Genomic DNA, 19,633 nt, shown 5'->3' with positions numbered 1-19,633 from the left:
CTGGCGCAATTATGCGCTACTTGAGGCAGTCGATGAGTGCATCGTGCCAGTGCGGTTGGCTGACGTGCCATTCACGGGCCAGGCGGGAACAATCCAGGCGTGAGTTGAGCGGTCGTCTTGCCGGTGTCGGGTACTCGCTGGAAGGGATCGGCAGCAGTTCGGCGCAAGGCCGCCCCTGGGCCTTGAGTTGGTCAGCGATGGCCTGGGCGAAGCCGAACCAGGAGGTCTCGCCCTGGGCGGTCAGGTGGTAGGTGCCCCAGGCACCGGCCTGGCCGTTGCGCCAGCGCTCGATCAGCGCGCGGGTGCTGGCGGCGAGGGTGCCTGCCCAGGTCGGGGCGCCGATCTGGTCGTTGACGACTTTCAGCTGTGGACGTTCCTGAAGCAGGCGCTGCATGGTCAGCAGGAAGTTGCGTCCATGCAGCGAATAGACCCAGCTGGTGCGCAGGATCAGATGTTCACCGGCGACAGCGGTGATGGCCTGTTCGCCCGCCAGCTTGCTTCGGCCATAGACGCTCAGTGGATTGGGGGCGTCATCCTCGCTGTAGGGAGCTGGCTTGCTGCCGTCGAAGACATAGTCGGTGGAGTAGTGGATCAGCGGTGCGCCGAGCCGTGCGGCTTCTTCGGCCAGTATCCGGGGCGCTTCGGCGTTGATGGCATGGGCCATCTGCGTTTCGCTTTCGGCCTGGTCGACTGCCGTGTAGGCGGCGGCGTTGATGATCAGGTCGGGCGCCATCTGGCGCAGCACGGCGCGCAGTTGCCCTGGTCGGGCCATGTCGAACCCGTCACGACCGAGCCGCTGCACATCGCCCAGGCCGCGCAATGCTTCCTGGAGTGCCAGTGCAACCTGGCCGTGGCGGCCGCAGACGAGGATCTTCATGGGAACAGCTGTGCATCGGCAAATGACATGGCGGCCTGGTCCTTGGCCGACAGCAACGGTTGCAGGCCGTTCAGCTGCCAGTCGATGGCCAGCTGCGGGTCGTCCCAGCGGATGCCGTACTCGGCGTCGGGGTTGTAGTAGTCGGTGGTCTTGTAGAGCACTTCGGCCGACTCGCTCAACACCCGGAAACCATGGGCGAAACCGGGTGGCAGCCACAGCTGGCGGTGGTTGGTGGCGGACAGTCGCACCGCCACCCACTGGCCCAGGGTTGGCGAGCTGCGACGGATGTCCACCGCCACGTCGAGGATATCGCCTTGCAGCACGCGGACCAGTTTGCCCTGGGCATTTTGCAACTGGTAGTGCAGCCCACGTAGCACTCCGTGTAGGGAGCGAGAGTGGTTGTCCTGGACGAATGGCGTATCGATGCCGGTGCGCAGGGCGAAGTCGCGGGCGTTGTAGCTTTCGTAGAAGAACCCTCGGCTGTCACCGAACACCTTGGGCTCGATGATCAGGACGTCGGGAAGTGCGGTGGAGATGACATTCATGGCTGTTCTTCGGCCAGTTGGCTCAGGTATTGGCCGTAGCCGGTCTTTTGCAGTTCGCAGGCCTTGGCCAGCAGTTGCTCACGGCTGATCCAACCGTTCTGGAAGGCGATCTCTTCCAGGCAGGCCACCTTCAGCCCCTGGCGATGTTCGAGGGTCTGCACGTACTGCGAGGCTTCCAGCAGGCTGTCGTGCGTGCCGGTGTCGAGCCAGGCGAAGCCACGGCCGAAGCGTTCTACGCGCAGGTCGCCGCGTGCCAGGTAGGCGTTGTTGATGTCGGTGATCTCCAGTTCGCCGCGGGCTGACGGGCGGATGCTCTTGGCGATGTTCACCACATCGTTGTCGTAGAAGTACAGGCCGGTCACGGCAAAGCTGGACTTGGGTTGCCGGGGCTTCTCCTCGATCGACAACGCCCGGCCATCGGCGTCGAACTCGATCACGCCAAATCGCTCCGGGTCCTTGACCCAGTAGCCGAACACGGTGGCGCCCGAGGTGTGCTTCACTGCACGCTGCAACTGTTCGCTGAAGCTCTGGCCGTGGAAGATATTGTCGCCAAGAATCAGGCAGACGGCATCTTCACCGATGAACGACTCTCCGATCAGGAACGCCTGTGCCAGCCCGTCGGGGGACGGCTGTTCGGCATAGCTTATGTGAATGCCGAACGGGCTGCCGTCACCGAACAACTGGCGGTACTGCGGCAGGTCTTGTGGCGTGGAGATCAGCAGGATGTCGCGGATGCCGGCGAGCATCAGCACCGATATCGGGTAGTAGATCATCGGTTTGTCGTAGATCGGCAGCAACTGCTTGGAGACACCGAGGGTGATGGGGTGCAGGCGGGTGCCCGTGCCGCCGGCCAGGACGATTCCTTTAGTCATGCGATCAGGTCCTTGAAGTCCGAATTGCCCAGGCGCTGTCCTTGATAGCTGCCGTCCTGGACCTGGCGGCACCAGTCGAGATTGTTCAGGTACCACTGCACGGTCTTGCGCAAGCCTGAGGCGAAGGTTTCCTGCGGTACCCAACCGAGCTCACGCTCGATCCTGCCGGCATCGATAGCGTAGCGCAGGTCATGCCCCGGGCGGTCCTGGACGTGGGTGATCAGGTCGGTGTAGCGGGTCACCCCGGCGGGGTGCGCAGGGGCCAGCTCTTCCAGCAGCGCACACACGGCCTGCACCACGTCGATGTTCCGCTGCTCGTTGTGGCCGCCGATGGTGTAGGTCTGGCCGACCTCTCCAGCGGTAACGATCCGGAGCAGGGCTCGGACGTGATCCTCGACGTACAGCCAGTCGCGGACTTGCTGGCCATCGCCGTACACCGCAAGCGGCTTGCCGGCCAGGGCGTTGAGGATCATCAACGGGATCAGCTTTTCTGGGAAGTGATACGGGCCGTAATTGTTGGAGCAGTTGCTGATCACCGTCGGCAGGCCGTAGGTACGTTGCCAGGCGCGGACCAGATGATCGGCTGCCGCCTTGCTGGCCGAGTAGGGAGAGCTGGGGGCGTACGGGGTGTTTTCATCGAACAGTCCGTCGGGGCCGTGCAGGTCGCCGAACACTTCGTCGGTGGAAACGTGGTGGAAGCGGAACGTGTCGCGGGCAGGCTTTTCCAGCGAGCTCCAGTAACCGCGAGCGGCCTCCAGCAGGCTGTAGGTGCCGACGATATTGGTGTAAATGAAGTCCGCCGGGCCATCGATGGAGCGGTCGACGTGCGACTCTGCGGCCAGGTGCATGATGGCGTGTGGCTGGAACCTGGCAAGCATGGCGCTGACACTGACCTGGTCGGCGATATCAGCCTGGACAAATTCATAGCGGGGGTTGTCGGCGATCCGCTGCAGGGACTGCAGGTTGCCCGCGTAGGTCAACTTGTCGAGATTGAGCACTTCATGCTCGGTATGGTCAATCAGGTGGCGGATCAGGGCCGAGCCGATGAAGCCGGCGCCGCCGGTGACGAGAATGCGCATGTGCAGATGCCTGTGCGGAAAACGTGGTGGCAGATGCCTAGCTTGTTGGCTGGCGTCGTCTGTTGCAAGTCTTGTTGCAGGGCGGCCTGTCGTCTGTGCAAGGCTGCCACTTGCTTATCGGCAGCGGTGGTGGCGATATAAGCGACAAAAAAACGAGGTTTCCCGTTCATGCTCCTGAGCACCCTGATCCAGCGTTCGAGCCAGCCCAGTCCTTCACTTGGCGAGGCCCAGGCCCATGCCCTGCTGAGGTCGCACTACGACTTGCAGGGCACGTTGCAGGTGCTGGGCAGCCAGCAGGACCTCAACTTTCGCGTGGACAGCGACCAGGGCCGCTTCGTGCTCAAGGTCTGCCATGGCGGCTATGCGGCGGTCGAACTGCAAGCCCAGCATGCGGCGCTGGCGTTCCTGCATGGGCAAGGCGTGCCAGTGCCGGTAGTGCGCAAAGCCAGTACCGGCGAGCTATTGCTGGACCTCGAGGTCGATGGCCAGCCGCTTCGGGCCCGCCTGCTCGATTACATCGACGGGCAGCCACTGACCCGCCTGGGCCATTTGCCAGCGCGGGTGATGGCTGAGCTCGGTACGCTTTGCGCCCGTGTCGATGAGGCGCTAGCCGATTTCGACCATCCAGGCCTCGAGCGCACCTTGCAGTGGGATCCGCGCCATGCCCAGGTACTGATCCCGCATTTGTCGCCCGTGTTGCAGAATGCCCAGCGCCGGGCGCAGGTGGAGCAGGTCGCCCAGTCGGCAGCCGCACGTCTGCAACCGTTGGTCGACCTGCTGCCGATCCAGGCCGTGCACCTGGACATCACCGACGACAACGTGGTCTGGGCGCGCGATGCCGAGCGGCAGTGGCAGGTGCAGGGTGTCATCGACTTCGGTGACCTGGTGCGTACCTGGCGCATCGCTGATCTGTCGGTGACCTGCGCGGCCTTGCTGCATCACGCCGAGGGCGACCCGCTGCGGATCCTGCCGGCGGTCAGCGCCTACCATGCCGTGAATCCCCTGCAGGACTCGGAGTTGCGCGCCCTCTGGCCGCTGGTGCTGAACCGAGCAGCCGTGCTGGTGCTCAGCAGCGAACAGCAACTGGCCATCGATCCGGACAACCAGTACACCCGTGACAACATCGCCCATGAGTGGGAGATCTTCGATACGGCCTGCGCCGTGCCCGCAGCTTTGATGGAGGCGGCGATCCTCCAGGCGGCTGGGCGCAAACCGGCCAGCATCGATCTTGGCGATTGCGCCGTGTTGCTGCCGACGCTGAACGGCGAGGCGATGACCCGGGTCGACTTGGGCGTGCTCAGCCCCCACTGCGAGGCGGGCAACTGGGAGCAACCCGGCTTTGACCAGCGCCTGCTTGCTGCCCAGCCGGGGCCGGCGTGCAGCCTGCATGGGCAGTACCGCCTGTCGCAAACCCACATCGACCGGCCTGAAGAACCGGCTACCTGCGCCTTGGGCGTGGAGCTGAACCTGTTACCCGGCACCGCGTTGCAGGCGCCCGCTGCTGGGGTATGGCAATGCATCGGCGATGGCCGTGGCTGCCTGCGCACCGCGCACTGGAGTCTGTGGCTCGATGGCCTGGAGGAGGCACCGACCGATGGCCAGGCGTTGCGCAAGGGCCAGGCCATCGGCGCGACCTGTGGGTACCTTCGCGTGCAGCTGTGCGTGGATACCGATATCCGTCCGCCATTCTTTGCCACGCCCTCCCACGCTGCCGCCTGGCTGGCCCTGTGCCCGTCACCGCGCACCCTGCTCGGCTTCGACTGCGATGCCGAGCCGCTGGCCGACGCACAGGCCCTGCTGGCCCGTCGCGATGCCAGCTTCGCACGCTCGCAGAAGCACTACTACGCCCAGCCTCCGCATATCGAGCGCGGTTGGCGCAACTACCTCATCGACATGCAGGGCCGCTCGTACCTGGACATGCTCAACAACGTCGCGGTGCTTGGCCATGGTCATCCGCGCATGGCCGCCGAGTCGGCGCGCCAGTGGTCGCAGGTCAACACCAACTCGCGCTTTCACTACGCAGCCATCGCCGAATTCTCCGAACGCCTGCTGGAAGTGGCCCCGGAAGGCTTCGACCGGGTGTTCCTGGTCAACAGCGGCACCGAGGCCAATGACCTGGCGATTCGTCTGGCCTGGGCCTACAGCGGCGGGCGCGACCTGCTCAGCGTGCTGGAGGCCTATCACGGCTGGTCGGTGGCCACTGACGCGATCTCCACCTCCATCGCCGACAACCCCCAGGCCCTGGAGACCCGGCCAGACTGGGTGCATCCGGTGGAGGCGCCGAACACCTTCCGCGGTCGCTACCGGGGCGCTGACAGCGCCGCCGACTACCTGCGCGATGTCGATGCCAAGCTGGCCGACCTCGACGCCCGTGGTCGCCAGTTGGCCGGGATGATCTGCGAACCGGTGTACGGAAACGCTGGGGGCATCTCGTTGCCGCCGGGCTACCTGCGCGAGGCCTACGCCAAGGTGCGCCAACGCGGCGGGGTGTGCATCGCCGACGAGGTGCAGGTCGGTTACGGGCGCCTGGGCGAGTACTTCTGGGGCTTCGAGGAGCAGGGCGTGGTGCCGGACATCATCACCATGGCCAAGGGCATGGGCAACGGCCAGCCGCTGGGCGCGGTGATCACCCGGCGCGAGATCGCCGAGGCGCTGGAGGTCGAGGGCTACTTCTTCTCGTCGGCCGGTGGCAGCCCGGTCAGTTGCCGCATCGGCATGGCGGTGCTGGAGGTGATGCGCGACGAAGGGTTGTGGGACAACGCCCGAGACGTGGGCCGTTACTTCAAGGCTCGGCTGCAGGCATTGGTCGATAAATATCCGCTTGCTGGCGCCGCCCATGGTTCTGGGTTTTACCTGGGGCTGGAGTTGGTGCGTGATCGCCAGACGCTGGAACCCGCGACCGAGGAGACCATGATCCTGTGTGATCGCCTGCGCGATCTGGGGATCTTCATGCAGCCGACCGGCGACTACCTGAACATCCTCAAGATCAAGCCACCGATGTGCACCACGCGGGCCAGCGTGGACTACTTCGTCGACAGCGTGGAGCGGGTCCTCGACGAAGGGCTCTGATTCAAGGCATGCAGGCCTGGTAAATCGATTGTTATCGGTTTGTCAGGCTTTTTTATGCCTAAATATTTTATGATTATCTATTTAATGTCGATATTTATCGGTTGTATTATCGACGGATCATTACGCTGCCTATATTGGCGGGCCTGCATCTTTTTCGATCACCGACCTGGCGCCCCTGGCCCCGGGCCTTCGCAGAGGTTACCCATGAAGACCCTCAACTCGACCCCCCGCGCCGACGGTTTCCACATGCCCGCCGAGTGGGCCCCGCAGACCCAGGTGTGGATGGTCTGGCCGGAGCGTCCGGACAACTGGCGCCTGGGCGGCAAGCCGGCGCAGGCCGCGCACGTGACCCTGGCCAAGGCCATCGCCCGCTTCGAGCCGGTCACCGTGGCGGTGTCCGCCGGGCAGTACGAGAACGCCCGTCGCCAGCTCGACCTGCCCAACATCCGCGTGGTCGAGATCAGCAACGACGACGCCTGGGTGCGTGACACCGGCCCGACCTTCGTCATCAACGACCACGGCGAGGTACGCGGCGTGGACTGGGGCTTCAACGCCTGGGGCGGTTTCGACGGCGGCCTGTACGCGCCCTGGAACCGTGACGAGGAGCTGGCCGCCAAGGTCATGGAGATGGAGCGCGTGCAGCGTTACCACACCGAAGGCTTCGTGCTCGAAGGCGGTTCGATCCACGTCGATGGCGAAGGCACCCTGATCACCACCGAAGAATGCCTGCTCAACCGCAACCGCAACCCGCACCTGGACCGCGAACAGATCGAGGAGATCCTGCGCGAGCACCTGGCGGTCGAGACCATCGTCTGGCTGCCGGACGGCCTGTACAACGACGAGACCGATGGCCACGTCGACAACTTCTGCTGTTACGTCAGCCCAGGCGAAGTGTTACTGGCCTGGACCGATGATTCCAATGACCCCAACTATGCACGCTGCCACGCCGCCTACGAGGTGTTGAAAAACACCCGCGATGCCAAAGGGCGCGAGTTCGTGGTGCACAAAATGCCGATCCCGGGGCCGCTGTATGCCACCCAGGCAGAATGCGACGGCGTCGATCACGTGGCGGGCAGCCAGGAGCGCGACCCTTCGGTACGCCTGGCCGGTTCCTACGTGAACTTCCTGATCGTCAACGGGGGCATCATCGCCCCGAGTTTCGACGACCCGGCTGATGCCCAGGCCAGAGCGATCCTGGCCAAGGTTTTCCCGGACCACGAAGTGGTGATGATCCCAGGGCGTGAACTGCTGCTTGGCGGTGGCAACATTCACTGCCTGACCCAGCAGCAGCCGGCACCGGTCAAACGCTGATCGGCCACTGAGAGAAAAGCCCGTCGCAAGACGGGCTTTTTTTTGCTGGCGATAGTCGGACACTTGGAATGGCACAGCAATTGTATTGATTTTTCCTCGTACTTCAGGGGAATCGGCCTACGCCGTTCTGTAACGTGCCTGAAGTAACTTAGCCGCTCACTCGGCCCAGGGAGTACGTGAGGAAATGAACGCAGCAAGTGAGTCGGCTTTGCCCTCAACGGCGGCCAGTCACCAATCGCTCAGAATCCTGGCTCAGTGGTTGAAACGTCATGGAGACGATCGGGTCAGGACGACCGACCCACGACGCCTGCTGGATGGGCGATACCCCCAAGGCCTGATCAGCGAGGAAGAGCTCGAAGCTCTGCTGGCTGTCTGGCATTGACCGGGAAGGAACCCGTCGCAGAAAAAAACGCCACCGCAATTGCGGTGGCGTTTTCGTTTGGGCGGCCCGTCCTTGATGCTCGCTGCTGTCACAACTCAGAAGCTGTAGGTTCCGGTCACCACCAGGCTGCGCGGATCGCCCACCTGGATCTGCGCCGCACTGGTGGCCGAGCTGTAGTAGGTCTTGTCGGTGATGTTGCTCAACGCCGCGCGTACATCCCAGTCGTGGGTGCGATAACCGGCCAGCGCCGTAGCCCGGCAGGATCACGGTGTTCTGGTTGTCGGCGTAGCGGTCGCCGACCAGGGTCAGGCCGGTTTCGGCGTACCAGCCCAGCTCCGGCTTCCAGGTCACGAACAGGCTGGCGTTACGCTTGGCCACGTCGTTGATGCGGTTGCCTTGCTGGCCGTTGTTGTCCTTGACGATGGTCGCGTCCTGCAGGCCGATGCCGCCGCGCACGTACCAGTTGCCCACCACGTTGCCGGTGGCGGTCAGCTCGAGGCCGCGTGAACGCTGCAGGCCGCTGAGCTGGATCAGTTCCGGGTTGAGCGGGTCGCGGGTACGGCGGTTGTACAGTTCCAGTTCGTAGATCGCCAGGGTGGTGCTCAGGCGTTCGTTGAACCATTCGCTCTTGACCCCGATCTCCTTCTGCCGGGTCTGTTCCGGGTCGGTCTGGTTGGCGTTGCCGGCCGCGCCAGGGGTGATGCCTATCAGGCCGCCACCGACCGGAGAGTAGGTCTTGCTCCAGGAGGCATAGAAGGAGTGATCCTGCCAGGGGGTGTACACCACGCCGATACGCGGACTGAAACTGTTGTCCTTCTGCTTTTCCGAGATGTTGCGCAGTTTGTTGGTGGTGTCCACCTCGAACTGGTCAAAGCGCACGCCGGCCAGCAACTGCCACTGGTCGTTGAGGCGGATTTGGTCCTGCAGGTAGATCCCTCGGCTCTCGACGTCGGTGTGGTTGTTGCTGGACACACGCATCGTGCCGTTGTGCTGCTGGCTGGCCGTGGCCCCCTGCAGAGGTACCGAGGGCACGCCCACGCCTTGGCTCAGCAGCGAGTTGCGACGTTGTTCGCCCATTTCCAGGCCCACCAGCAGCGTGTGCTCCAGACCGAAGGTTTCTACATGACCTTCGAGTTCGACGGTGTTGTAGAGATTGCGGGTGCTCAGGTCCTGCTGCCAGCGCTGGCGGTCCACCAGTCCGGTAGCGGGGCGGTAGGCGGTCAGGTAGGTATTGTCGAAGTCGCTCTCCAGGGTGAACAGGCTGAAGGTGTGGCGCAGTTGCCACTGGTCATTCAGCTCGTAGTTCAGGCGCGAACGCAGCGACTCGGCGCGGTCGTTGATGTAGTCGCGCTGGGTGTCGCCGTAGGTGGTCTTGCGGCCGACATCGGCCGGGCGCCCGGTGAGCGGGTTGCCGGGGATGCCACGGTCGGGCGTGCGGTCGTAACGGCTGTACTCATACTGCACCAGCCAGTTCAGCTCGGGGGTGATCTGCCAGCTCATGGACGGGGCGAACAGTTGGCGGTGGTTGCCGTCAATGCCGTCGCGGAAGCTGTTCTTGTCCTCGTTGCCCAGGTTCAGGCGCAGGCTGAAGGTGTCGCTGGGGTCGGCGCTGAGGTCGGCATACAGGCTGCGCAGGTCCTGGCTGCCACCTTGTGCCTCGATGGTCGAGCGGCGGCCGTGTTCCGGCGCCTTGCTCACCCGGTTGACGATGCCGCCTTGGCTGCCACGGCCATACAGCACTGCCGCCGGCCCTTTGAGCACCTCGACCCGCTCGATGTTGTGCAGATCACGGGTGTACTGGCTGTCGTCGCGGACACCGTCCAGGTAGAAGTCGTTGCTGGCGTCGAAGCCGCGGATACGCAGGCTGTCGAAGCGGGTGTCGGCGCCACTGCTGACGTTGGGGATGCCTTCCAGCGCCTTGCCCAGGTTGCTGCTGCCGTAGTCCAGCACGTTGCGGGTCTTCACCGAATCGATGGCCTGTGGCACGTAGCGCGCGGGGGTCGAGGTGCGGGTCGCGGTGGTTACGTCCTTGACCCGCGGGTTGTCTTCCTCGCGGGTGCTGTCGGCGGTCACCGAGGTTTCCGGCAGTGTGGTGGTGGCGGCACTGGCCAGGCCGGTGCTGAACAGCAGCGACAGGCCCAGAGTCAAGGGTGAGAGGCGGCAGGGGGCAGGCATCGAAGGCGTCCAAGGGAGGAGTGAGAAATTTGGCGCGAATGGTAATGCTTGCTATTTGCTGTTGCATCGACATTTGTAAAGGGTTGTCTTTACATATGTTTCAAGATGTTGCTATTTGTTTGAATTGATTTGAAGTGTCTTGGCATTCACAAGGATGCGCTTCGGAATGGCTTGTGGAAGCGGCGGTGAGTGCAACGTTGCTCTGCGCGTGACCGCGCAGTGGGAAGAACAGGGCAGTTCAAACAGGCTTTCGGAAGGACTGCGGGAACATGGCCGTATGACGGTTTTATGGATTTCGACTGCTTTCCACAAAAGAGACAAATTTGCGCTGACCCACGACAGATATGCATGGAAATGCACCAGCGCTGACCTTGTTTTTGGTTATATCAACCTGCATTTCACGTTTTTTTGACATGTATAAGCAGGCAGGGCTAGGATTCGGGCTCTACGCCTGCTGGCCATTCCCTGGCCATGCGGCTGCAAGGCCCGTTGCAGACCATTGGCGGGCCTTCGGCTTGGATCCGCATAGCGTCGAACCTACGAAGGGGCGTTGGTTCCTGGCGTTCTGATGCAGAGCGTTTTTGAATACGAAATAAGGAAAATAACATGTTGAAAACCAGGATCAGCCTGGTCGCCCTGGCGATGATCGCCGCGACCCAGGCACAGGCCAATGACCAGGCCGAGAGCAAGGGCTTCATCGAGGACAGCCACGCCAACGTCCTTCTGCGCAACGCCTTCATCAACCGTGACAAGAAGCATCACACCAACGACCAGTCCCAGTGGGGCCAGGGTGTCATCGCCAACTTCTCCTCCGGTTTCACCCAAGGCACCGTCGGTGTAGGTGTCGACGCCTTCGGCCTGTACGCCCTGCGCCTCGATGGTGGCAAGGGCCGTAACCAGGGTGGCGGTGTCGACTTCTTCAAGCGTTCCGATCCCACTTTCGATGGTGAAAAGACCAACGCTCCGCACAACCTGGCCCGTGGTGGCGCTGCGGTGAAGTTCCGTGTTTCGAACACCGTACTCAAATACGGTGACCAGATGCCGGCCCTGCCGGTCCTGCAGTACGACGACGGTCGCCTGCTGCCAGAAAGCTTCACCGGCACCATGATCACCTCCAAGGAGATCAAGGGCCTGGAAATCAACGCCGGCCGCTTCACCCAGGAAGCGCGCAAGAGCGCCGAGCGTCGCGATGGCGGCGGCCTGAAGTCGATCAACGTGCTCGGCGGCAGCTACAAGTTCACCGACAACTTCACCGCGTCGCTGTACACCGCCGACAACGAAGACGTGATGAAGAAGCACTACCTGGGCTTGAACTACGTCTTCCCGATTGCCAGCGACCAGTCCCTGACCCTGGACTTCAACGGCTACAAGTCGGACATCGACAACAAGTACGTGCGTGCCGCCAAGCTCAACGGCGACTCCAACACCATCTGGAGCCTGGCCGCCACCTACGCTTACGGCCCGCACTCGTTCACCCTGGCGCACCAGCGCAGCACCGGCAGCACCGGCTACAACTACGGCTGGTACCAGAACGATGGTGGCGTGGGTGACGGTGGCTCGACCATCTACCTCGCCAACTCCTACTGGTCCGACTTCAACGCAGAAGACGAGCGCTCCTGGCAGCTGGGCTACGGCCTGGACTTCGGTGCCTTCGGCGTGCCGGGGCTGACCTACAAGTTTGCCTATGTAGTGGGTGACAACATCAACACCCGTAAAGTCGGCGCCCCACAAGGCTTCGGTGAAGGTAAAGAGCGCGAGATCTTCAACCAGATCCGTTACGTGGTTCAGGAAGGCCCGGCCAAGGACCTGTCCGTCAAACTGCGTAGCTCCTTCCTGCGGACCAACAATGCTGTCCAGCAGAACGGTTACAACGACGACGGCAACGAAGTCCGCGTATTCGTCGAGTACCCGATCAGCATCTTCTGATCCTGATCCCGCGTCACCCGCAGCCCCGGCCTATGCCGGGGCTGTTTCTTTCCGGCGCACGTTAACCGACGCCGCCACCTCGATCTCCCCGTCTCCGGCGCAAAGCTGTCACTGCGCGCCATCCGCCACATCCGTGCATAGAACTCGCTGTCGATAGCACCGCTGAGCAGCTCGCCCGGCTTGAGGAAGGTGTGCAGCTGGGAAAACAGGCTGATCTCGCTGGCGCTGATACGCCGTGCCAGGTGCTTGGGCTTGAGTTCAGAGGGATGGTCCAGGCCGGCGGCGGCAAGCATCTCGGCCAAGGCATGCAAGGTATTGCGGTGGAAGCTGGCGACCCGCTCGGCCTTCTCCGGCACCACTAGCGCGCGCTGGCGCAACGCATCCTGGGTCGCCACGCCGGTTGGGCACTTGTTGGTGTGGCAGCTTTGCGACTGGATGCAGCCGATGGCGAACATGAAGCCCCGGGCCGAGTTGACCCAGTCCGCGCCGATGGCCAGCACGCAGGCTATGTCGAAGGCGCTGACCAGCTTGCCCGCCGCGCCGATGCGGATGCGCTCGCGCAGGTTCAGCCCCACCAAGGTGTTGTGCACGAACATCAGGCCCTCACGCAGCGGCACGCCCATGTTGTCGGAGAACTCCCGGGGCGCCGCGCCGGTGCCGCCTTCCTTGCCGTCGACGACGATGAAGTCCGGGGTGATGCCGGTGGCCAGCATGGCCTTGGCGATGCCCATGAACTCCCACGGGTGGCCCAGGCAGAACTTGAAGCCCACCGGCTTGCCGCCAGACAGCTCGCGCAGCCGGGCGACGAACTGCAGCAGTTCCCGCGGCGTGGCGAAAACACTGTGGGCGGCCGGCGAGATGCAGTCCTCGCCCTCGCGCACGCCTCGGGTGGCGGCGATCTCGGCGCTGACCTTGTGCGCCGGCAGGATCCCGCCATGGCCCGGCTTGGCGCCCTGGCTGAGCTTGATCTCGATCATCTTCACCTGGGCGGCACGGGCCTGCTCGGCGAAGCGCTCGGGGTCGAACTGGCCGTCCTCGGTGCGGCAGCCGAAGTAGCCGCTGCCGATTTCCCAGATCAGGTCGCCGCCGTGTTCGCGGTGGTAGGGGCTGATGCTGCCCTCGCCAGTGTCATGGGCGAAGCGACCAAGGCGCGCGCCCTTGTTCAGCGCGGCGATGGCGTTGGCGCTGAGGGCGCCGAAGCTCATGGCCGAGATATTGAAGATCGACGCCGAGTACGGTTGGCGGCACTGCGGGCCGCCGATGCGGATGCGGAACGACGCAGGGTCGGGCATCGGCACCGGCAGCATCGAGTGGCTGATGAACTCGAAGCCCGGTTTGTAGGCATCATTGAGCGTGCCGAAGGCTTTCTCGGCACTTTCGTTCTTGGCCCTGGCGTACACCAGCGAACGCTGGGCGCGGGAGAACGGCAGCTTGTCGTCGTCGCCCTCGATCAGGTACTGGCGGATCTCCGGGCGGATGGTCTCGATCAGGTAGCGGATATTGCCCAGGATCGGGTAGTTGCGGCGCACGGCGTGGTGGCGTTGGCGCAGGTCGTTGAGGCCGACCAGGCTGAGCAGGGCGCTGGTGACGGTAAAGGGCCAGAGCCAGGTGTGGGCAAGCAGCAAAGGGGCACTGGCAATCGTGAAGACCAGACACAGGAACAGGCAGGCATAGCGGCTGGGGAGCGAGTCTTTCATGGGTCCATCGCAGACGGGATGACCCGGCCTAGGATAGGCAAAGGTTGCGCAGGGAAAACCTGGGGTTTCGGTAAAAGACTGTTACTCGACGCGGATGCGCCTGGCGCGGACACCGGCTACCGCGCCGTACCTGCCGGTCCCTCGGCATACAGGTATCCATACCCCTACACAGGGGCTTCAGTCGGCCCCTCCAGCGCCAAGGCCTTCCAGCTCGCCTTGCGTTTACGTTCGATGAGCGCGGCCAGGGCCTTGGCGGTCGGAGCACCCTTGCCGGTGAACTTCACCGGTGCCAGGGTCAGCAGGGTGACCTTGTCACTTTCGGGAATCCGCTCGTCATCACCATGCTTGTTCCAGGGCTTGTCCACCGCCAACAGCGCATCCACCGCGCAAGGCCAGTGCAGGTCGGCAAATTGTGGATCGTCACGCTGGAACAGCATGCCCTCGGCCACCGGGCCGTGCTCGAAGGTTGTGGCGGCGAGGCGTGCCAGCATTCGTACTGGAAAACACCAGGCGTCTGGCACCGGCAATCCGGCCTGGGGCAGTGCCCAGTCACCTGGCAGGCAGAGGAACAACTCGGTCATCGGGGCAACCTGGTACAGGCCGCTGGTGAACAACAGCTTGTAGTCAGTCTTGCTATCGATCAGGCTGACATGCAGCGTGCTGCGAGGGTCTTCACTGGGGGGGCAGAACTCGGTGGGCAGGACCCACCCAGCAGTATTGTGCACGAAGGTGACAATGGCCTGTCCGGCGCCTTCGGCATCGGCACCCTCGACATCGTTGATGCTGCGTGCGCCGTGTTCGAGCAGCAGATCGACCGTGCGCTGATGCCCCCATTCACGCGCAGCGTCCAGTGCGCTGTCATTGGCGCGTCGGTGCAGGCGATTGACCTGTGCGCCTCGAGTCAGCAGCAGTGCGACGACCTCGTTGTGGCCCGATTGGGCCGCTGCGTATAGCGGTGGGCAGACGCTGAGCGGCAGGCCATCGACCCAGGCACCGGCATCGAGCAGGCAAACGCAGGTTTCAAGGTGCCCTTCACTGGCTGCCAGTTCGAGTGCACTGGCATGGCCCTCGTCTACATACGGCTGGTTAGGCGCCAGGCCCAGCTCCAGGAGCAGGCCACAGTTCGCAGTCTGTCCGGCCCGGGCGGCCATATGCAGCAGCCCTTCCTCGTCGGCCTCGCCATAGCGGGGCAGCACCAGCAGCTCGGGGTATTTCTGTGCGAACGCACGTAGCCGCTCCAGCTTGCCCTCTTCTACATCGTCATAGAGGCGGTCGAGCTTGGTCTCATGCTTTTCGTAGAGTTGTTGCCAGTCGATCATCAGATGAAAGTTCCCCGTTTGAAGGCCAGTCCCATGCGTTTTAATTCGCGCTCCACCGCTTTCAATCCTTTGGCATCGGCTTTCTGCAGACGCTCGAAGACTTTCTGGGCCGACGCGACAGTGTGGGTTTTGCCGCCATTGCGCGCCCAGGTGAAATTGCGTAAGTCGGTGTTCAGGTCGATTTTGTGCTTGGCCATGATCGCCTGCGCATTGAGGATGTAGTCACGGTTCTGCTGTTTCCAGTTGCGTGGCGCGTTTTCCCGAACGATGTGGTGCCGGTGCGGGTTTTTCATGTTTTTGGGCGCGCGCCCCATCTTCTTCTTGTCTGCGCTACTCAACCGGCAGACTTCCAGCCCTAGTGGGTCGATCCAGGTGGCGGGTGTCGGGGCGTATTGGTACAAGTTCAGCCCGCCCGCCAGGCCGATCGGATCCGGCTGGGTAAACCGACCCACATCCGGATCGTAGAAGCGGAACAAGTTGTAGTGCAGGCCGGTTTCCCTATCAAGGTACTGGCCCTGGAACCTCAGGTTCTGTTGCTCGACGAGTGCCGGCTCGCGCAGTTCCTGCATCGTATTACCCCAGACCTGATAGCGGGCCTGCCAAACGATGTTGCCAGCTTCATCACTCAGTTGCTCCGCCAGGCCATTGAGGTCGTTGTGGTAGTGATGTATCTGCTGGTACTCGCCCAGGCCGTCGACGCGGGCCAGGGGCTCATGGCTGTCGTCCTCATACAGGTAGAGGCAGCGTTGCCCATGGCGACGCTCTTCGAGCAAGCGGTAGCCGTCCCAGTCGAACCGGGTGAGGCCGAGGCACTGCCCCGTATCATCGTATTCGCTCTTGGCGATGCGTCTGCCAAGGGGGTCGTACTGCATGCGCACCACGCGCTCGCGTCCGCTGTGCTGGGAGCGCACTTCGATCAGACGGTGCTCGGCATCGTAACGCAAGCGCTGCACACCGCGCCGCGCGCTACGCTTCTCGATGAGTCGGCCAAAAGCGTCATAGCGGTAACGCTTGTCCTGGTAAGTCAGCACGCGATTGTGGCGGACCCAGCCACCTTGTGGGCCATCGAGCAGGTTGGCTGCCGCATCATAGGCGAAGGTTTCGCCCGGCTGCATACCGGTTGGCTGGCTGGCGATGATGCGTTCACTGGCATCGTGGCGCAGATGCTGTGCGTGCTGCTCGCCAGGGCTCTGCCGTAAGCGCGTTGTGAGGTTGTCCGCCAGGTCGTATTCGAAGTGCTGCTGCAGGGGGGCTGGCAGCTGCCTGGGCATTCCACGCGGTCGACTTCGACGCGAACGCAAGCGGCCGGATCGGTCGTACTCGCTGTGGGTATCGAGGTTGCCCTGGGTGCGCAGGACTTCGCGGTGCAGGCGGTCACGCTCGAAGTCGCAGATCACCTTGCCATCGAGATTCACCTGATGCAGATAGCCACTGCCGTAGTAAAGCTGGTTCAGCTCGCGGCCGTCCGGTAACTGGGTGCGGATGCGATTGCCCAGTTCATCGTAGTGATGGCGTAAAACACCCGATGTACCGTGCTCCTCGATCAGTCGACCCAGGGCATCGTAGGCAAAGCCAAGCTGTTGGCTATCGCCCTGGTTGTCGGTGAAGCGGACCATGAGCAGTTGGTCGAGTGCATCGTATTGGTGCTCGGTACGTCCGTCGTCGGTCACCTTGGCCAGGAGGCGACCACCGGCATCGCGCTCGAAGACGTGGCTGATCGGCGCCATCGGCGTGCCGGGTACCAGTGCCAGTCCCAAGCCATGGGGCGCAGGCATGTAATCAAGGCGCTGCAGACAGTCGAGGCGGTCGTAATGGTAGCGTCGGGCGCTGCCATCTAGATCACGCTGCTCAACCAACCGGTCGGCGGGGTCCCAGGTAAATCGATAGCTTTCGCCGTTCTCGTTGGCCAGGCTGAGCAGACGACCATAAGTGTCGTAGCGGTACGCGACGGTCCGCCCCAGGGGATCAACCTGCCGTTGCAGGCGGCCGCAAACGTCGTAGTGAAACTCATAGCCATGGCCGGTGGGGTCCTCACGTCGCACCAGCAGGCTGGCGGTATTGTACCGGTAGTGCTCGCTGCGACCATCTGGCGTGCGGATCTCCAGCAGTCGTCCCTGTGCATCATGGCGATAGTCGGTGCGTTCCCCTTGTGCGTCGACCACCGTGGCCAGGTAGCCATGGCGGTCATAGACGAGGCGCGTGGTGTAGCCGGAGCAATCGGTAAATGCACTGATCAGGCCCAGGTCGTTCCATTGCAGTTGTCTGGCTTTACCCATGGCGTCGACGATTTCGACCGTGCGTCCGTGTCCGTCATGGCGATAACGGGTTACCAGGCCTAGCGGATCAGTTTCCCGGACACAATTACCACGCTGATCGTAGCCGTATTGCCAGCAGTTGCCGGCGGCGTCGGTCCAGGCGCGGGGTAGTGCCCAGTGCTCCATCCAGTGTGTCGACTCACTGCGACCAAGAGGGTCGATAGTCTGTGCGAGGTTGCCAGACGTGTCGTAGTCGAACGTCCACAGCCCACCGTCCGGGTCGCTGGCGGCCAGCAGTTGGCGCTCGTCGTTCCAGTCGAAGCGCCAGGTCCGGCCAAGGGCATCAGTGTAGGCGGTGACCTGGTATTGGTTGTTCCAAATGCGGATGCTCTGGCGTTGAAGCCCATCGGTGATACGGGTCACACCTGCGGCTACATCGTACTCAAAAAGGTACTCGTCACCCTCGTCGGTCCAGTGCCGAGCCACGCGCCAGCCATCTTCGGTCAGCACCCACTCGTAATGGCAGCGCAGGCCGGTTGGTAGTTGGTGCTCGATCATCCTCTGGCCCTGGTCATAGGCGAAGCGTCGTTTCACCTGGCCCTGGGCGTCTCGCACCTCGGTGAGGTTTCCTCTGTCGTCGTAGTTGTAACTGACCAGTTGTTCGGTGCTGGTATCGGCGAAGCGGCGTTGCACATGGCTGACACGTTGAGGCCATTGCGGGCTGTAGTGCAGTTCCACCTCGACCAGGCCGAAGGTATCCCGCAGGCCGCGCAGGCGCCCGCGGTCGTCATAGTCCAGGTAGACACGATTGTCGTTGCGGTCGCCGATCTGGCTCAAGCGCAATCTGGCTGGGTTGCCGGGCACCTGCTCAAATAGACGATAGCGGCCATCACGATCTTCGATCAGTACCTCACCGTTGAGTGCTCGGCGCACGCTCAGGCCTTCGCCGGTGCTATAAAGCGCATCTCCCAGCGGGAGATGCCCCATGTCGATTGCTCGGGCCTGCTCATCGTTGAAGACCAGGCTTTCACCGCCATCGGCATGGGGTATGACGTCGATATGGACCTCGTAAGGTACGCTCCAGCCGCTGCCGAGCAGTCCTGCCTCACGCTCCCCATGGCTGTTGTAGTAGCGCTGCCAGTCCAGTGGGATCAGTGCCGGCAGCTCGAAATCCAACTCGGCCTCACCATTGAGGATCTTCGCACCAGTAGGCGCATGCACCGGGTTGGGTGAGCCGGCGATGGCCGAAGTGAGGGCACTGGTGACTTGGCTGGTCACCAAGCTGGTGACGCCCCCGATCAACATGCACCCAAACTTGCTGTAAAACTTTCCCCCCCGCCCTCGCAACATCATCAACGCCGTGATCGCCAGGCCGATCCCCGGCGTCTTGCCGCTGCGGATCTCGCGCACCACGATCGGCCCGCCGCCGATGCGCACGTTGTCCGACACCAGCCCGCCATCGACGATCACGGCCTCGCAGGTGCCACGGTCGCCGCTGCGGCAGGCCGGGTGGCCGTTGATCAGCACCTTGCTCGAACCCTCGGCCAGGTACTGCGGCGGCATCGGCGGGTGCTTGGTGCACAGCACCTTGTCGTCGGGAGCTTCCTGGGTGTTGGCCGCTGGGCTGGCGACGGTCGGCCGCCACATCTGTGAGAAGAAGCCCTTGGCCATGTCAAGGAAGGTCTCTTCCTGCTCCTCGGCCTGCGCGTCACCGCCCTCGCCAGTGGCCGGGGCCGAGGGCGCGGTGACCACGCCGGCCGCGCGCGCGGCGCGCTTGCCGTTGGTCTTGGTGTTGGGCGAGCCACTGGCGATGGTGGCTTGCACGGTCGGCGGAAACAGGGCGTTGCCGATGCCTTCGCATAATCGACTGAGCCCGGTGTCGGCGCCGGTCTTGGCCATGACCACGCCGACCACCAGGCCCACCACCGCGCCAAGCACAAAGCAGCCCAGGCCGCCGGTGACCACGGTAATGCCCAGTGCCGCGCCCACCGCAGCGGTGGCCAGGGCGCCGATGGCGACGTTGGCGGCCACTTCCAGCACGCCGCCGATGATGTCGGCCATCACCGAGGTGTGCAGCAGCGCATCGCCTTCGCGGGCGGCCCAGAGTGCGTCGGACATGGTGCGGT

10 protein-coding genes and 2 pseudogenes are annotated in these 19,633 nt (G+C 63.3%); 4 read left to right on the top strand and 8 right to left on the bottom strand.

The window, feature by feature from the left end; all coding sequences use genetic code 11:
• Positions 1-16: 16 nt before the first annotated feature.
• From rfbD to rfbB, 4 genes are read right to left on the bottom strand one after another with little or no spacing between them, the layout of a single operon-like run.
• A complete protein-coding gene (gene rfbD / locus C3F42_RS15780) occupies positions 17-877 on the bottom strand; it encodes a dTDP-4-dehydrorhamnose reductase (protein ID WP_104444627.1) in 861 nt (286 codons plus the stop codon).
• On the bottom strand, positions 874-1,422 hold the full coding sequence (gene rfbC, locus C3F42_RS15775) for a dTDP-4-dehydrorhamnose 3,5-epimerase (protein WP_094011590.1): 549 nt from the start codon (positions 1,420-1,422) through the stop codon (positions 874-876). The genes rfbD and rfbC overlap by 4 nt, the downstream gene beginning before the upstream one ends.
• Complete coding sequence (gene rfbA / locus C3F42_RS15770; protein ID WP_094011589.1) at positions 1,419-2,294, bottom strand: glucose-1-phosphate thymidylyltransferase RfbA; 876 nt, start codon at positions 2,292-2,294, stop codon at positions 1,419-1,421. Before rfbA ends, rfbC begins: the two co-directional genes overlap by 4 nt.
• Positions 2,291-3,373 (bottom strand): dTDP-glucose 4,6-dehydratase, encoded by a 1,083-nt coding sequence (rfbB, locus tag C3F42_RS15765; protein ID WP_104444626.1) that lies wholly within the window; start codon positions 3,371-3,373, stop codon positions 2,291-2,293. Before rfbB ends, rfbA begins: the two co-directional genes overlap by 4 nt.
• 168 nt (positions 3,374-3,541) lie before the next feature.
• Here rfbB and C3F42_RS15760 point away from each other — a divergent pair, with 168 nt between their 5' ends.
• Together C3F42_RS15760 and aguA are read left to right on the top strand one after the other, a co-directional pair.
• Entirely contained in the window at positions 3,542-6,442 is a 2,901-nt protein-coding gene (locus tag C3F42_RS15760) for an aminotransferase (RefSeq protein ID WP_104444625.1), read from the top strand.
• Positions 6,443-6,646: 204 nt separating this feature from the next.
• On the top strand, positions 6,647-7,753 hold the full coding sequence (gene aguA, locus C3F42_RS15755; RefSeq protein ID WP_023630147.1) for an agmatine deiminase: 1,107 nt from the start codon (positions 6,647-6,649) through the stop codon (positions 7,751-7,753).
• A 477-nt stretch (positions 7,754-8,230) separates the two neighbouring features.
• Here the strand turns inward: aguA and C3F42_RS15745 are convergent.
• Positions 8,231-10,310 (bottom strand): annotated as a pseudogene (locus tag C3F42_RS15745) (TonB-dependent receptor).
• Between the two features lie 166 nt (positions 10,311-10,476).
• Here C3F42_RS15745 and C3F42_RS29385 point away from each other — a divergent pair.
• Both C3F42_RS29385 and C3F42_RS15740 read left to right on the top strand, forming a co-directional pair.
• Positions 10,477-10,722, top strand: a complete 246-nt coding sequence (locus tag C3F42_RS29385; protein ID WP_146229515.1) for a hypothetical protein — start codon at positions 10,477-10,479, stop codon at positions 10,720-10,722.
• Between the two features lie 194 nt (positions 10,723-10,916).
• Positions 10,917-12,236: an OprD family porin gene (locus tag C3F42_RS15740; RefSeq protein WP_023630145.1), complete on the top strand. Its 1,320-nt coding sequence runs from the start codon at positions 10,917-10,919 to the stop codon at positions 12,234-12,236.
• A gap of 101 nt (positions 12,237-12,337) precedes the next feature.
• On the opposite strand, the pseudogene C3F42_RS15735 reads toward C3F42_RS15740, so the two are convergent.
• The 3 genes and pseudogenes from C3F42_RS15735 to C3F42_RS15725 all read right to left on the bottom strand — a co-directional run.
• Positions 12,338-13,933: pseudogene (locus C3F42_RS15735) on the bottom strand (FMN-binding glutamate synthase family protein); the annotation flags it as partial.
• 164 nt (positions 13,934-14,097) lie between these two features.
• Positions 14,098-15,252, bottom strand: coding sequence for an ankyrin repeat domain-containing protein (locus tag C3F42_RS15730; RefSeq protein WP_104444624.1), 1,155 nt, complete (start codon positions 15,250-15,252; stop codon positions 14,098-14,100).
• Positions 15,252-19,625, bottom strand: a complete 4,374-nt coding sequence (locus C3F42_RS15725; RefSeq protein ID WP_104444623.1) for an RHS repeat-associated core domain-containing protein — start codon at positions 19,623-19,625, stop codon at positions 15,252-15,254. The genes C3F42_RS15730 and C3F42_RS15725 overlap by 1 nt, the downstream gene beginning before the upstream one ends.
• Positions 19,626-19,633 lie beyond the last annotated feature (8 nt).

Source organism: Pseudomonas sp. PONIH3, from assembly GCF_002934345.1.
GTDB classification, from domain to species: domain Bacteria; phylum Pseudomonadota; class Gammaproteobacteria; order Pseudomonadales; family Pseudomonadaceae; genus Aquipseudomonas; species Aquipseudomonas soli.
This window is presented reverse-complemented; position numbering and strand designations above follow the sequence as displayed.

Excerpts from the sequence above, each read along its gene's own strand:
- C3F42_RS15740 (WP_023630145.1), top strand. The coding sequence starts at position 10,917 with ATGTTGAAAACCAGGATCAGCCTGGTCGCCCTGGCGATGATCGCCGCG.
- rfbA (WP_094011589.1), bottom strand. The coding sequence starts at position 2,294 with ATGACTAAAGGAATCGTCCTGGCCGGCGGCACGGGCACCCGCCTGCAC.
- C3F42_RS29385 (WP_146229515.1), top strand. The coding sequence starts at position 10,477 with ATGGCTTGTGGAAGCGGCGGTGAGTGCAACGTTGCTCTGCGCGTGACC.
- C3F42_RS15730 (WP_104444624.1), bottom strand. The coding sequence starts at position 15,252 with ATGATCGACTGGCAACAACTCTACGAAAAGCATGAGACCAAGCTCGAC.
- rfbD (WP_104444627.1), bottom strand. The coding sequence starts at position 877 with ATGAAGATCCTCGTCTGCGGCCGCCACGGCCAGGTTGCACTGGCACTC.
- C3F42_RS15760 (WP_104444625.1), top strand. The coding sequence starts at position 3,542 with ATGCTCCTGAGCACCCTGATCCAGCGTTCGAGCCAGCCCAGTCCTTCA.
- aguA (WP_023630147.1), top strand. The coding sequence starts at position 6,647 with ATGAAGACCCTCAACTCGACCCCCCGCGCCGACGGTTTCCACATGCCC.
- rfbB (WP_104444626.1), bottom strand. The coding sequence starts at position 3,373 with ATGCGCATTCTCGTCACCGGCGGCGCCGGCTTCATCGGCTCGGCCCTG.
- C3F42_RS15725 (WP_104444623.1), bottom strand. The coding sequence starts at position 19,625 with ATGTCCGACGCACTCTGGGCCGCCCGCGAAGGCGATGCGCTGCTGCAC.
- rfbC (WP_094011590.1), bottom strand. The coding sequence starts at position 1,422 with ATGAATGTCATCTCCACCGCACTTCCCGACGTCCTGATCATCGAGCCC.